The 15,767-nt window shown below is 58.2% G+C and carries 8 protein-coding genes; 5 read left to right on the top strand and 3 right to left on the bottom strand.

What is annotated here, in order from left to right:
• Positions 1 to 128: 128 nt before the first annotated feature.
• The 3 genes from G9C85_RS09335 to G9C85_RS09325 all read left to right on the top strand — a co-directional run bounded on the left by G9C85_RS09335 (position 129) and on the right by G9C85_RS09325 (position 2,086).
• Positions 129 to 794: a DNA-directed RNA polymerase subunit epsilon gene (locus G9C85_RS09335; protein WP_166039275.1), complete on the top strand. Its 666-nt coding sequence runs from the start codon at positions 129 to 131 to the stop codon at positions 792 to 794.
• Between the two features lie 588 nt (positions 795 to 1,382).
• Complete coding sequence (locus tag G9C85_RS09330) at positions 1,383 to 1,775, top strand: hypothetical protein (protein ID WP_166039273.1); 393 nt, start codon at positions 1,383 to 1,385, stop codon at positions 1,773 to 1,775.
• A complete protein-coding gene (locus G9C85_RS09325) occupies positions 1,775 to 2,086 on the top strand; it encodes a hypothetical protein (RefSeq protein ID WP_166039271.1) in 312 nt (103 codons plus the stop codon). Before G9C85_RS09330 ends, G9C85_RS09325 begins: the two co-directional genes overlap by 1 nt.
• A 55-nt stretch (positions 2,087 to 2,141) precedes the next feature.
• Here G9C85_RS09325 and G9C85_RS09320 read toward each other — a convergent pair whose 3' ends face one another.
• Positions 2,142 to 3,494 carry a hypothetical protein gene (locus G9C85_RS09320; RefSeq protein ID WP_166039269.1) on the bottom strand — a complete coding sequence of 451 codons (1,353 nt, stop codon included), beginning with the start codon at positions 3,492 to 3,494 and terminating at the stop codon, positions 2,142 to 2,144.
• Positions 3,487 to 7,167 carry an EVE domain-containing protein gene (locus G9C85_RS09315; protein WP_166039267.1) on the bottom strand — a complete coding sequence of 1,227 codons (3,681 nt, stop codon included), beginning with the start codon at positions 7,165 to 7,167 and terminating at the stop codon, positions 3,487 to 3,489. Before G9C85_RS09315 ends, G9C85_RS09320 begins: the two co-directional genes overlap by 8 nt.
• 581 nt (positions 7,168 to 7,748) lie before the next feature.
• Between G9C85_RS09315 and G9C85_RS19230 the strand changes: the two genes are divergently transcribed.
• Positions 7,749 to 9,131 (top strand): Eco57I restriction-modification methylase domain-containing protein, encoded by a 1,383-nt coding sequence (locus tag G9C85_RS19230; RefSeq protein WP_166039265.1) that lies wholly within the window; start codon positions 7,749 to 7,751, stop codon positions 9,129 to 9,131.
• A 44-nt stretch (positions 9,132 to 9,175) separates the two neighbouring features.
• Positions 9,176 to 10,285, top strand: coding sequence for a helix-turn-helix domain-containing protein (locus G9C85_RS09305; protein WP_166039263.1), 1,110 nt, complete (start codon positions 9,176 to 9,178; stop codon positions 10,283 to 10,285).
• 54 nt (positions 10,286 to 10,339) lie between these two features.
• Here the strand turns inward: G9C85_RS09305 and G9C85_RS09300 are convergent, their stop codons facing one another.
• Complete coding sequence (locus G9C85_RS09300) at positions 10,340 to 15,640, bottom strand: DEAD/DEAH box helicase (protein ID WP_166039261.1); 5,301 nt, start codon at positions 15,638 to 15,640, stop codon at positions 10,340 to 10,342.
• Between the last annotated feature and the right edge of the window lie 127 nt (positions 15,641 to 15,767).

Here is a 15,767-nt window from a genome sequence, read left to right as displayed (position 1 = left end):
CTTCTGTCCCCCTGACAGCAGCGTTCTTTTTTGCCACTGAGTCTGATAGGAAGCAGTTTCAAGCAGAGTAATAATGGATAGATGGTCGCTAGGAAGGATTAAGTTGGTGCCATGTGGGCATAGATGATATGAGGGAGTGGGGCCGAGAACGTGTGAATTCCTCTGAGGAGGTGGGAGAGGAAGAGGATAAAGCAGAGGATGTAGTAGATGAAGAGAGTGAGCAGCGGGCCTCGCGGTCGCGCGAACGGGCAGCTAAGATGGAGGAATATCGGACTGGGTATGATGCGACTGGAGAGACACGAGTTGGTATTGGGACAGCGAAAGGGGACATTGAGCGATTGGTGCGGCAGAATGAGGGGCGGCATCGGTCGGATGGGGAGCATAGTGTGCGGGAGGCGGCGCGTGATAAGACACGGTTGACGGAAGCGTTCTGTTCGGCGATGGGTGTCACGTCGTTCCAGCAGCGGCGGGCGATGGCGGCGATAGCGACGATGAATCTCGATCGGTTCGGGCGGCAGAAGCGATTGGCGAACGTCGCCTTGGCGACGATCCGGGTGATCGTGGAACGTGATCGGTTCCGTCGGTATCAGGAGATGGATGATCTGGCGTCACTTTCAGCGGATGAGGGGCCGCGTCGGGTGACTGACGAGGAGGCATTCTGTGAGTTGTTGGGGACGTATTCGGTGAGTAGGAGTGATCTGATCAGTACGTCGCAGTTGGTGAAGCGCGAGCTGAAGAGGGAGGGATTCTTTACCGGTGCGCGGACGGCCGACGCGGACGGGGAGTCAGTGTGACCGGCCACCCGGAATCCCCTGTTTATTGCCGCTAGATGGGTTATAGATTATATATGGGGGCCTTTGTGATGCCCTGTGCGCATATTTGTTTAAGTGTTCTTTGCTCCAATATGCGTGATTGAGGGCGGTCGGTCGGCGGCTCGCCGAAGGCGACCGTCGGCCTACCAGCCAGGTCGCGGGAATTCCCGCGCCATTGGCCAGCCAACCTCCCCTTACGGGGAGCACCACCCGTTCTGGAACAACACTTCCCAAGAGGGTGGCCTTTGGCTCGAGCTGGCCAGCCTATTCACGATAAAACGTACGCGCACGACCCCGCCTCTTCGAGGCGGCCCAAGACCGGTTGAATCCCAGTCTACGCGGGCGAATTCACGTGCGCGAATCGGTACTGCTCCTCGACGAGGACAGACCCCTTCGGGCTCCTTCCTGATAGCACTTCAGCCACCGTAACGGCGCTCCTCGACCAGTAGCAGCGGTAGCTCCTGGCACGACGCGCCCAGTGGCAACGCTGTCCACCCAGCCCACCATCGACCTGGCAGCCCTCGCTGACTCCTCGTCGACGACCCACCCACTCACCGCGACCAGATTCCGATGTCAGTCAACCAGCAACAGAACCTCGACCAGTCGCATCTCCCACGAATCAAACCACACGCCCGCACGCGGTGGGCCGAGCGCACGCCGGCCGACCGCCCGCTCGAGGTCGCCTGGCGGCAAGCCCAGCCCGTTGACGCGCCGGCCGCCCGGTGCTCGTACGCACGCCTCTACCAGCCCTACGACGCGCTGTTCATCGTCCGAGACGGCTGGCTCCGCACCGTCCTCCACAACGACGGCCGCCTCGAGAAAGACGGCCTCGTCCTCTGCACCACCTGCGACGACCTCATCGACCCCATCATGCACGACACCTGCCCGACCTGCGACGCCGAACAGCCCGCCAGCCAGACCAGTGGCCGCATCACCATCACCCGCCGCGGAGGTGACCGCTGATGAGCGACATCCCTACCATCGGCATCGACGAGTTCGACGGCACCCACGGCTACGTCAACACCAAAGCGTTCGTCAACTACGAGATCGACATCGACGCGTTTCAGCCCCGGCAGAAGGTGATGCTCGGCGACAGCGAGCTTGGCGACGTCCAGCGGCCCTGCGTCGTCTACAGCGACGACATCACGCTCGAGGAAGGTTGCGGGTACCGCTTCGGCGGCATCGACTACGCGTGGGACGACGGCGAGGAGATTCAGCTCTGCCTCGGCGATAACGGCTGGGTCGACAAGTTCTACGACCCCCGCGAGAGCTAACCCCCGGACGCCACGATATCTTGAGACCGAGTTCGTGGATTGATTCTTGCTGGTTTCAGCCACCAAGTGCGAGGATGTCAAAGGGGACGCGGTCGGCGATACTGTGGTCTTCAAGCGCCTCTGCAGTGAGATGCGTGATTGCACCTTTGCCGGCGGTCTGTGTCTCGGTCTCGACGCCGTCCGTGATGAGGAGCCCTGAAACCTCGGTGTCGGTGTCGGAGAGATACTGCCTGGTATCTGACTGGTTGTCTTGGGCGAACTCCATGTATTGGCGGAGTTGGTCTAATCCCGTCGCGAACGTCTGCTGGCGATTGCTGTACTTTATCTCGCTAAGCAGCACCGCCGTGGGCGTCTCGCGAGTGGTGTCGGGGTAGCATTCGATGACGATGTCTGGACGGCCATTGAACAGCGACTGGCGAGGCGTCTGCTGGAGGAACTCCTCATGGAGCTCGTGCGTGTGTTCTTTTGCATGGCGATACCGCTTCACGTAGTCGGCCTCCACGCCATCGATCTGCGAGAGTGGGACGTGGAACGAGAGCGACCCGGTCCGGTCGTGGTAGACATCGAGATGATAGGTGTCCGTACTGAGTTCGGCGATAGTGTTTTCCTGCCGGTCGATCGGTTGGAGCGTGAACGCGCTCGCATTAAGCGCCCGCAATAATCGGAAGACGCAGTAAAGCTCGAACAGCCGCGGCACCCGATTCGGTGCGACGAGGGTCTCCGAGAGCACCTGGGCGACATCTGGATCACCGTAGTCACCATCGAGGAGTCGCTGAAGCTGCCGATAGAGGTCGTGTGCTTCCCGATAGAGGCCGTGTCGGGAGCTCCGCGCGGTGGTGAGCATCCGAGGGGTGATGGTGATATCGTCGGCGTCACGGATACGATTCAAGTGGACGTTCCGCGCGTACAACCTATCGAACGTGTTGATACGCTCACCTGGCCAGTAGTCGTGGCGCCATGACTGAGTTATGCCTGCGATGTCGTCGGTGACGGTCGCATGGATGGTCGAGAGCAGCTGCTTCAAGACGAGATTCTCCGGGATATCGTACTCAGTATACGGCGTCTTGCAGGCGAACCGCGTCCGATCACCAGCCCCGTCCTGATATCGGGCGCGAGTGGTGGCCTGCCAATCGATACCCCCACGGACCTCCCCCCGCGTGATCTCACGGGTCCGCTGGTTCGCAGTCTTCACGCGCCGCAAGCGCTCCTGGAGCTTCGAGACGAACTCGCGGACGTCCGCTGAGAGACAGAAGTGGATGCGTTTGAGCCGGCGGAACTCCGCGATATCTAACCCCGTGAAATCAAGCGATTGCGTGACGGCCCGCTCGCTGATAGTGCCCGCCTGGAGGTACGTCACTAGCTCCTGGTGAACGTCCTCGATCAGCGCGTCACGCCCGTGCTTACTCATCGCTCTTGGCTGGCAGTTCGAAGAAATCCCGCGCCTTCCGACGCAATCGCTCCGACTCCAGATTTAGGGAAATCGTTTCAGATTCCCCCTCGACTGTATCCTGCGACAGTCCGTCGAGTAAATCACGCTGGTCTTGGGGGGGCATCCCTTCGAGCTGCGGGAATACCAACGCAATCACGGCATCGGTCAACCCTACTGCGGGATACCCGTCGGTATCAGCATCTGTTGCGGCAAGATACTCGAGTATGTCTTGGACGATGGACGGCCCGATGGTTCGATGTTCGTTGACTATCGCCCAGATGGCCGCCAGCTGGTCGAACGCTGCCTCCAACGGCGCCCGCAACGCATCCCCTTGCTCGTCGTCCTCCGGGTCGAGCCATGCGGTGGCGTAGTTCTCGGGTCCGTTGGGGTTGAGGAGGCTCGTCTTGACGGCGCCCTCATCGGTGCGGAGGTCGGGGACGCCGACATGGATGAAGTTGAACCGCCGCATAAAGGCATATGAGAGCTCGTAGAGTGAGGTCTTGTCGAACGTATTCATCGTCGCCAACAACCGCCACGAAGGCGTCACCGGGAACACATCCGGATTCCGCACCACCGACTCCAGATCACGCTCCGATTCCGGATCGAGGGAGACGAGTTCGACGGGCGACTCCCGCTCATAGGGGAGCTTGACAGAGTCGCCAGAGAGCACGGAGAATAACTGCCCGAACGCCTTGTCGATATCAGACCGATTAATCTCGTCGATGACCAACCACTCGTTCCGCACCCCATCCTCATCGTCTCGGAACCGATTAAGGAAGACTCTGGGCTCGAACACGAGTTCATCGCCCTCCGCCGAGCGATTCGGGACATAGCCCCCGATGGTATCGAACGTTGTCCACTCTGCCGTCGCCGTCGTGAACTCGTAGTCATCGACGACATCGCCATGGTCGGTGACAACACGCTTACAGACGTGCTTGGCTAGCTTCGTCTTGCCCGTCCCGGGCGGCCCGGTGAAGATGATATGCTGGCCAGAGTTCAACGACGCCTCGATCTGCCGGCGTAATTCTGTCTCGTCCTCGAAGTGTAACCCAGCCGGGAGTTCCACATTGATAGCTGGCGGGGTCAGTCGCTCAGTGAGCGTCTCGAGTTGGGCCTCCAACTCGGCATCATACTCGTAAATGGCCTCGAACGCCGCTGGGTCGAGGGGGAAGAGTGACCCACGCGCATTGGTCTCTACGACCCGCGTCCCTGCAAGGGAGTCCATCGACGAGATCGTCCGCCAGGGGATTGGCCCGAGCGAGCGTTCGTATCGGAGGGTGATACCGTCAACCGGGTTGTCATAGCTCACTGGGTGCTCCTCGTGGAGGGCTTCGACGACGGTTCCCTCACCGACTATCTCTTGGTCTGGGGATGACTGATAGAAGACGACCCGGTCGCCTACCTCGGCGGATTCGAAGGCGCTGTATACCTGTCGCTTCCGTCCCTGCGCGTTCCGCGCCGTATAGAACACCTCCTCGCCTGTCTGTAAGGCCGTGATATCCCGTTGGGCTGGGCTTGCGGTCACCCAATAGTACTGTGGCGTCCGCTCACCGGCGGCCACGAGGATGCTATGGTACTCCTCCGGCGTGAGCTCAGCGAGGACGTAGTCATTGCTGCTCGTCACCACCTCGCAGTCCTGGAGCTGCGGCAGATCCGTGATCTCGTTCCACGAGACATGGTCGACGGCTGTCTCCCACGCAATGATGATACCTTCCACGGGCCCGTCATCGTCGTCTGCAGTTCTCTCGTGGAGACCCTGTTCGATGGTTCCTAAGCCAACTATCGCTCCCGTTGGCTGATTATGATACACCACGACCTTGTCGCCGGGACGAACTCGCTCGTACACCTCCTGATTCTTCCGGGTGTCATATCGTGTGTAGAACTGGGTACCACCAGGGTGATCCCAGTCCAGATTCTGCGAGTTCACCCAGAAATACCGCGTTTCAGTCTCTTGATTCGTAATGACGTGATAGTCTGCCTCCTCAATCTCGATGATGGGATGTTGGAGTGACAGCGATGTCTCGAACTCACCCCGAACATCATTTATCGGGACGGGCGGAATCTCGGTGTAATCCGTGATATCGGCATAGAGGCGGGCCTCATCCCCATCCTCAACGCGGTCGATGTTGGTGATGCGGGCGGTCGCGTAACACTCCCCGTCCTCGAGATACACCACCTGGGCGGTCCCAGCCTCATAGAGTCGGCGCGACCCAGGTAGCCCCGTTGTGAAATGATACCGCTCGCCCGGCTTGTCGTCCCACTTTTCACTCCCCGTCTGGAGTAAAAACCACGACCCCGACTCTATAATCTCGGACTTCGAGTCGTCCGCCTGGAGATCCGACGGGAGGGACTCGTGGGAGGGATTTCGGGTGAGGTTATCGAGGTCTGCAAGTCCAGCAATCAACTCTGGATCTTGGGCAGCGAGCTGCCACCGAATCCCCTCGAACGCATTCGTCTGCACCAATGTCTTCCGCGCCTGGAGTCCAGGACTGATATTCCACCCACTCACATCCAAATCTAACGATGCATCGGGCACCACCCGCCACTCTGTCGGCCAGACATGGACGTGTCCAACACTGTCACCTGTGATACGAGTATCGAGCGCTTCACCAACATACCGATACCCGCCCTGTTGTAGGACACCCAACCCTAACACAGTGTTTCCGTCCTTCGCAACCACCAGATCACCAGGCTCCATCTCCTGTCCGAACCTTCGGAGCGACTCACCCACCTCCTCCCCATCCCACGCAGCCGCCTCCTCAGCTAGCTGCTGCTGTGAGAGCTCCTCGACGGAGCCGACATCCCAGCCAACCGAACAGAGACCATGCTCTAACCAGACGGGCCAGATTCGCTCTGGTTGATCGAACTCACCGGACCCGGCGTTGATCTGCCAGACCGTCCGTGTGCGGAGGTCCTCCGGGAGCGGATTGGTATTGGGGCCGACCTGTTCGCGGAGCCAGTAACAGAAGTAATCGAGCTGTCGAAGGTGCTCCCCAAATTCGAGCTCTGCGTGAACGGCTCGAAACTGCGCTGCACTCTCAAGATACTCTTCAGGACTGTTCGAAAGCGTGATGTCGAAGCAATCCTCGAAGACCACCTCCGTTTGTTGGTTCACAACCGGGTAGCGCTCCGGCTGGAGCAGACAGAGGAGCGCAGTCGTGTTCGCCCCACCAAGATTCTCGATATCCAGTTCGAGCAGCTCAACGGTGGCCTCGTCCAGTTCCGTAATCGGAGCCTCGGATCGTCGCAATGACGTGAAGATATCGTATAGCGTCTCGGCGGCGATATCGTTGGCCCGAGCATCATATGGGATACCGCCAACGATACCGGTTCGGATATCGACCAGCTCGACGACCTGGTCGAGGAGTTCCTCCGGTGCGGCACTCGCATAGATGCGCTCCTTGGTTGCTTGGGCTCCAATCTTCTCTGGGATGAGAATTGTCGCTTTGAGCGCTGTCAGTTCTGCATCCCCAAACGCCCCAGTTCGTTCGTAGCCCTCGAGTAGGAGGCGAACCGCTTCAGCGGTCCGTTTGAACGTTTCCAGGTTCTTCTGCCAGGCGGCCTCTTCCAGAAACCGCTCCCGGCCGAACTGCATGAAATACCAACACTTGGAATCGAAATCCAGATCAATCTCCTCAACTTCATCGACCATATCTTACCGACAAATGATAGATACTGAAAGCTTTGGGCCGACCTATCACCATCTCGAGTGATTATAACTGGAAGGAAGGATATATTCAACTTCTTCTACAATCGCAGTGAGCGCGTCAGCTTCGATCACCTCTCCAAACAAATCTCCTGACCCACCCAACCTTAGCAAGCGGTCAGTTGCAGGCTGACACCTGCCCTTTTCAACTGCCGGCTCTGTGATTGGTTTCGAATGGAGAATCAACCATTCCCGAGAGCAGTCTCCGAGTGGACGTGGCAAACGGTCAAACTATCTGCCCACGGTTACGCGAACTCGTCAACGATGCCCAACGAGATCAACAGAAAGTGCCGATCACCTCAGCTTTGCCGGCGCTTCTAAAAGACCGCTACTCTGCGCCCTCAAGAGTGTCACCGAAGACCCAGAGGATATCGCTGCCTACCGGTTTCTTATACCTTCACTGAATTGACCAATAAGATGGGACAGACGTTCTGTTGGTAGTCTCATGAAGAAGGAAAATAACCCGTGAATCGGAAACTACTCGAGTAGTATGAACCTTTTTATGACTCGAGCAACCAGGGGAGGTAGTGAAGGGTTTCGTCGCAACACCACCAGATCTCACCAACCGGATGGTGGAGCTCCTGTTCCAGGATCACCCACCAACGGAGGAAGATCAAATCCTCTATCCAGGGGTGGGAGAAGGTCCGTTCATCGAAGCTGTCCACGATTATTGCCAGGAAAACGACACCCCCATACCAACGGGATATGCCTGTGATACCCATCAGGAACGGTTAGAAACGACCGAAGCGAGGTTCGCAGACCTCCCCGTCCAGTTTGAGGTGGCTGACTTCCTGGAGAGGAGTTTTGAGTTCGGGGACTTCGACTACATCATCGGGAACCCGCCGTACGTTCCAATCACCGAAATCGACGATGAGAACAAAGCACAGTACCGGGAGGCATACGAAACAGCTACGGACCGATTCGATCTCTATCTACTCTTTTTCGAACGCGCACTCGAGGTTCTCGACGATGATGGGCGGTTAGCGTTCATCACTCCCGAGAAGTTCGAGTACACAGAGACAGCAGAACCGTTACGAAGACTCCTCTCTCAGCACCATCTCGAGCGGCTCGAGCATCTCGACGAGACGACCTTTGACGGATACATAACATACCCCACTATATCGGTCGTGAACGCCACCGAGGCCGACGAGACGGCCATCATCACGCGTGAGGGGACGAAACGGACAACCACGCTCCCCACTGACGGAACCCGATGGACGGAATTCGTCCGAGACATCGACGCCAGCCTCGAGTCGACTGGCGTTACACTCGGTGACGTCACCGAGCGAATCAGCGTCGGCGTCGCGACAGGCGCTGATTCGGTCTTTGAATTCGATGCGGAAGAGCTCCCGTCACAGTTCGAGCCCTGGAGTGTGCCGACGATATCAGGCAAGCAGTTAGAAAAACACCCCCTTGGCGAGACGCCCCAGCCCTCGTCGGTCTTCGTCTGTCCCTACGATGACCGAGGCACGCTCATTCCCTTCGGTGAGCTGGGCGCATTGGGCGAGTGGCTCGATGATATCCACCGCTCCCGTCTCGAGGATCGCTCGTGCTACGAGGGCGGTGGGCGTCGCTGGTACGCGTGGCACGACAACCCACCCATGGACGACCTCATTCAGGAAAAGATCCTCTTCCGCGATATCACCGACGCGCCTCGGTTCTGGGTGGACACCGCGGGCGACATCGTCCCAAAACATTCTGTGTATTACCTCGTACCAAAGGACGACGTGGATATCGAGGACCTACAGACGTATCTCAATTCACCACCTGTAGCGGAGTGGTTACAGGCGAACTGCCAGCAGGCACGGGATGACTACCTGCGGCTACAGACGCGTGTGTTAGAAGACCTGCCTGTCCCACCTCGCTTCAGTGCCCACCGACAGGTCGGTCTCGATATTGCCGGAGAGTAGAAAATTACCGACAGGATAAAGCCGTTCGTAAGAGAGGGTGGTGTATGGCCGATGCACGCGGTTCGACGTGGAGACTCCCCGATCGCGTCCTCGAACTCTTCCGACAGGGAGAGTATTCTGGCACCCGGCGGACACAGACCGACGCGATTAGCCAAGCGGTCGGTGGTGACCTCCTCCGTGAGAACGAAGTCCTTGCGGACGCCGCGCAGCAAGGGGAACTCGTTGCAGAGCGCAATTATACGCCCCCCGGCCACAGCTTCTATCAGGACTGGGACTACGCGATCGGCACCCCACTGGAGCCACCCCAACAAGGCTTGGTGGCACAGGATACGTTCACCAAGGACCCCGTCGACGACGTGTGGTTTGCGCTCGACGTCGAATCGCTCATCTCCTCGGTGAGCAAGAATTGGAAGAACCGCGGCAAGGAGGTGCACTCGTTCTATCTCGGCGTCTACGACGTCGCCCCCATGGCGGCAACGGGATGCGTTATCGTCCTCAACGTCGCCGACCTAGACCGGGACCCGAACGAAATCATCGACGGATACCGGGAATTCGACCTCGCGAACGGCTCACTCGCACAGAGCCTGGATGCGCTCGCTGTCATCCCAATTCGATACGAGAAAGGGACACCCGAGGAAGCGGAGTTAGTGCCCGATCTCCTCGACGCAGATGACGAACTCCACTATAACACATTCGTTCGTACGTTATCGTCCGCGCTCGAACGCCGCTATCAGGGCGAATATCAGGTCTCTCCCAATAGCATCGAGTCCGTATTGAGTCGCCAGGAGAGTGATGTCCTCGAATTCAAAGCGGAGCTTCCTGACCACGTCAATTCACTCAGGAAGGAGGTCGCAGCACTAGCGAACCACGAAGGAGGTGCGCTTCTCCTCGGCGTAGATGATGACGGGAATCCCGTCGGCCTCGATAAAATTGACTCAGATGAGGAACGTGTGGCGGGCGTATTATCTGACGGCCTCACGAGTGTAGTCCGGAACATCAAGAAGGCGCGCGTCGATGGTGCCGACATCCTAATCATTAACGTTGAACGGACGACAACCGCCCCGATTGCTGTCGATGGATCATTCTACGTTCGAACCGGGACCACGAGAGACTGGCTCAGTGGCCGTGAAATCATCGACCAGTATCCCCGGTAACGTTAGAACCGTCGCCAAGGAGGACTCGAAAAAGAACTCCAGGCTGTGGCGTTTTCAGATGTCCGCCCAAACATCGGGGACATCCTCTGGAGTGGAGATTGTAACGAAGCGGTAGTTCATCCGTAGGAGTCGTTGCCGTTTTGCTTCGTCGTCACGTTCGACGTGTGCTTTCTGATGGTCCGGCCCGTCGACGAACACGGCAATCGGCTGCGGCCGTCCCTCTGCCTCATAGAAGAAGTCGGCTTCCACCACCGGTTCATCGTCCTCATAGATCGTCTTCTGTGCGGCATCCGGGAGCGGGAAGCCTTCGTCTCGGACTGCTTCGAGGACGGCCTGCTCGAGCGTCGAGTCACAGGCGTCCCAGAGCTCTTCGAAGTGGTCGTCGTCGGCTGTCGATTCGGTGGGTACCAGTGAGAGCGACAGGGTGGCATGGAGCCACGGCATCACCAGGTTCCGGTCGAAGAACGGATGCTCACGCTGGTTGTAGTACGACATTAGACACTCATAGCAGGCCCGCTCACAACCATCAGCGTCGTTGGCGTGCAGCACGTCGAGCGCTTCAGTGATTGCCCGCTGGAAGCGAGGTTTGTCGGGAGTGGTGAGCTCGTGCAAAGCACCAGCACCACCCTCACTCGTCTCATGAATGACGATCGTCAGCGCGCTATCATCGTCAGGCGCAGGACGGACGAAGGTGGCCAGTTCCTCTTCATCGAGGTCGAATTCGACTAGGATTCCCTGATACAGTGCTTCTTTGAGTGTTCGGAAGAATGACTCGTACTGGTCAGTCTCAAGATCACTCGGGAGCGGCGTCGTGACGGTGACGGTATCGTGGTTACCCTCAGTGTACAGCTCGATTCCCTCGCGGATCGCGTCCCGGTCGGCGTTGGCGTAGCACTTGCCGGAGACGTGCGTTTCGATTTGACTGTGACTCGTGAGCCAGCGGTTACACTCCGTACAAAGGGCAAAGCCCTGGAGTTCGTCATCATCACGACCGCGGATGCCGCTATTGACGGTGACGATTCGCGCGTTCGGCTCGTAGGTGACGTGTGCAGAGACACCATCGCCTGCCAGCTCATATTCTTCAGGAGCGCGCTGTTCGTAGTAGCTGGAGATATCGTACCCTTCGCGACGCCGCTCTTCGTCGTCGCTGGTAATGTTCTCCTCTGGTTGCGCGCGCATGTCCGGTAGCGCCATCGTATGTGGATTGGTATGCAACCCGCTGAACGATTCCCCACAGTTTGGACAGCCAGCTGCCTCCTGGGCGTCATCACCCATCAGGATCGTCTGGCAAGCCGGACAGACGATCTTATGGCGAGTGACGGGTTCGGCATCCCGGGTTTTCGGGCGTGCGTATTTGACGCCGTGGCGCTCCCCTCGGTAGTAGACGTTATTCCCAGGTGCGAATTCGCGGATTGCCTGTGCTTCATCTCGCTGGATGTCATCCTCGAGGGTGGTGAACCCAAGCGTACAGCTAGATTTGGGGAAGCCATAGTTCGGGAGGAACCCCTGGGACCGGAGGTACTGGTATGAGTAGAAGCGCTTCCCGCCGTCACGCATGTCCTCTAGGCGCCGTTCGATGGCGTCTCGTTCGCGCCGTTCGAGATACTTCCCACTGTCCGTCTCCAGCTTCTTGTTGAGCCGTCGGAGTTCACGAGTCAGTCGCATGTACTCGGTCCGCCAGGACTCGAAGGCAGCATTCAAGTTGTCGACAAAATTGTCGACGCGATCGGCGATAAACTCGTCAGTGAACCACTCCTGATAGGCCGCCTGCTCGCGTTCGTGTTCGAATGCACCCTCGACAGTGGCAATGATCTCCTCTCGGTGACGGGTCACAGCAGCACTGAGATCTGCCCGATACGACTCGATAATAGGGTAGTCATCGCTGCTGGCCTCGATATCGAGGATCTGCTTGAGCTTGCCATAGAATTTGAAATCGATGACCTCCAGCACGAGGGCGTTGATGTGCGCCTCGATGAGGTCGCGATTGTTGAGCAGAAACGTCGGCGGGGAGATTTCGCCGGCGATGATCCGCTGCGGGCGCTGATAGAAGTACTGGTCGTGGGAGGCGCGGCCAAAGCCACTCCCACAGAACGTAGTGACTAGGGATGGCTGGTCCTGGCGACCGGCTCGCCCGGATCGCTGAGCGTAGTTGCTGGGGTTCGGCGGAACGTTCCGCATGAACACGTGTGACAGCTCACCAATGTCGATCCCCAGCTCCATCGTCGGCGTACACACGATGGTGTTGAGTTCGTCGCCTTCACGGAATCGTGTCTCGAGCTCCTTTCGGAGATCGCCTTCGATCTGACCGCTGTGTTCGGCAGCAAAGATATCAACGGCTTCGTTGAATTTCCGGGTGTAGAGGCCATAGAAGAACGATTCCCGTAGATCCATGTCCTCTGGTGTGACGTTCCCACAGCTACTGTTGAGACACATGTTGAGCCGTGAGCGCGTCACCACCGTCTTGCACTTGGGACACACCGACACGTCACTCGGGTCGTGGGGTTGGAGCCGGACGTAGCTCGGATTGAGCATGTGCGCCTTGCGGCCCCGATACACGGAGTCCTCGGTGAGGATCGGCAGCTTATCGGGGTCACTCAGGAGGTCGCGGACGGCGGTGATGATCTCAGTTGCCCGATCCGTGTCGACGTCGAAGGCGCGCGTCGTCCACTTGACGTGGCGCGAGCGCCAGCTGGTGAAGCGGTGGATCTGCTCAGTGTTGCTCGTGTCTGCAGTATCGCTGAATCCCTCGGGGAACCTGAAGAACTGCTGTTTGTGGAACTGGGCTTCATCATTGAGCGTATTGATCGTGTTGCGGCGGAAGTCGCCGAAATTCGTGAATATTTCGTGATCGACAGCTGCGGTCCGCCGGAAGAGATCGAGAAACGCTTTGCAGTACTCGTATCGAACCTCGGGGTCCGCATCCGCTAATTCCGGGATGTCAGCCCATTCGTCGTCGAGTTCGGCCAGGCGATCGAGATTTTCATACTCAACATCGAGTAGACCAACGTCCTCGAGGCTCTGCTGGCCGCGTTGCTGGCTTTTTCGAAGCTCCAATAGGGCGTGGAACTGCAGGTACTTACTGAAGCGATCTTTTTCAGCATCCGGCACCCCGAACATGTCGCGGTCGAGTGCCTCCGGCAGCGCGTTACTTTCCTCGAACGCGTCGAACGTTTTGTTCCCGATATCCGTGAGTGCCACCTCCCCGTCATCGGCGTCGAGAAGCGCAGAATATAGCGCGCGCCGGAACTTGACACGCTGATACAGGTTGTTGATGTGGGCTGCCTGCAGGGCCGTGTCTTGGCGATTGTCGGTGAATGCGATCGTTTTCTGCTGGGCCTCGGGCAGCTCCTGCATCGTCGACCCGATCAACACGTCAGTTGCGGTTGAACGACCGACCGTCCCGAATTTGAACATTTTCGACAGCTCCATCGAACGACCCATTCGGGTGTGGCTGACACCACAGTTGCCACAAAAGAGGAACTCTGCTTCGGTCCACATGACGTCGAGCCCCTGGGCCGCAAAACACCCACAGGCCAGCTGACCCGAGTCACGGTGCCCGTCGGTGAGTCGATTATGCTCTGGGCAGTACGTGGCTGGCTCTGGGACAGCGTCCTCGTAGGTATCGCGAAGCTCGCCCTCGTCAGTGAACCACTCACTGGGAAGCGAGGTTTCCTCCCGATCCCACTCACCGCGCATCACATACCCAGCTGTCTCGGTATCCTCAACGCTGAGATCGCTCACCTCCCGTTGCGTAAGGTGCCCATCGTCCGTTCGCACAACGGTGTAGTAGTCCTGACCACAAGAGCGACAAAACGACAGGGGGAATGCGTTGCGACTGCGGTCAAACTCAGTCGCGCAGTGGCGACACTCGATGTCACCGGCATCGCTCAGGTGCGGTGGCTCCGATGTTAGCGTCTCCGGAGTGATACACGCGACCAATCCAGAGCCCTGCGAAAAAAACGAATGCAGTTTAGGGATGAAAATCGGCTGTTGCTCGCCTTGGACGGCCGTTGTGGCGATCGTACCAGCCAGCAAAGTGGCCTGCAGCTCCCGGCGGGCGTCGGCGTCCGTCGCGTCGGGGCGATGCGTAGTCTGATAGCGGTCGACGAGTGGCTGTGTACCGGAATCCTCGCCGTCAGTCGTCTGTTGGATCTGGAGGCTCTCTGTGTTCAGGTGCTCATCGAGGAAGGCGACTGTCGGATGATCTCGCAGGACATCGCCCAGCGCGTCGGCTGAGGCGGTTTCCTCATCGCCGAGTGGGCGATCAGTCAGCTGGGCGGTCAACTCAGCTGCCTGCTCGAGCGTGCCGTCGAACTCTGCGATATCCGTTGCTGTGACAGTGACCGTATCGGGCAGTTGCTCGCCACCAGAGAACTCGATCGGATAGTAGCTCTCCTCGATAACGCGCTCGGAATCGACAGGCGAGCCGAAAATTTTAGCAGAGAACTCAGAGATTTCCTCATCCGCTTCGATTCCAGCCTCGCTTTGGACAGTTGCGGACGTCCCAATACAGGTGAGATCCTCGCCAGCGCCTGTATGCTCGCGAAGGCGACGGATTAACGCGGCCACGTCAGCGCCCTGGTGGCCAGTGTACGTGTGAATCTCGTCGAGCACCAGATACTCGAGGGCCCCGTCATGGCGGTCGGGGAACAGCTCCTTATCCTCATGCCGGGTGAGGATATAGTCCAGCATGACATAGTTCGTCATGAGGATATCTGGCGGCTCCTCTTGCATCTCCTCACGTGAGATGACCTCAGCGTCGTACTTCTCCTTGCGGCCGAACTGTTGGAGGAACTCAGCCTCGTTATCGGGATTGTTCGGGGTGTCACCGGTATACAGTCCAAGTCGCAATCCAGAGTTGTCGAGACGTTCAGCGAATTCCTCGTACTGGGAGTTCGCCAGCGCATTCATCGGGTAGACAATGACGGCCTTGATTCCCGCTTCCCCACGCTCTCTGGCCTCAAGACAGTGGCTGACGATAGGGATGCCGAACGCGAAGGACTTGCCTGAGCCAGTGCCTGTCGAGACGATCGTATTCCCTTGGTTAATCGAGCGGATCGCATCCGACTGGTGTTTGTATGGCTCAATTGACGTCCCCGACTCGTCATCGAACACGTTGAGGACTCCTTCATGCAGAACACCGTCATTAACGAACTGCTCAAGTCGCGTGCCCTGCTTGAAGCGCTGGTTCAGTTCGACAAACGGCTCTTTCCACAGGACCTTGCCCGATTCGATACGATCATCGATCCACGTCTCGATCGTCTCGTCATCGACGTTCTGGAACGTCTCGACGTAATTTCGATAATCCGATTGGACTGTTTCGAGGGCGTCGAAGGGATTAAGTGAAGATGACAAGGTATGTCTTGGTGCTGTACGGCAATCGTTTTAGATGTTACTGTGGGTAGAGTCCCCGCGCTCCTTGAGCGACTCCCAGACCTCATTGACTTCATTTTCGAACTCTGTTTTGGTAGCTGAGCCATCA

It is taken from the genome of Halorubellus sp. JP-L1, from assembly GCF_011440375.1.
GTDB lineage: Archaea > Halobacteriota > Halobacteria > Halobacteriales > Natrialbaceae > Halorubellus.
Note: the sequence above shows the minus strand (reverse complement) of the source record. Positions and strands in the feature narration are given on the sequence as shown.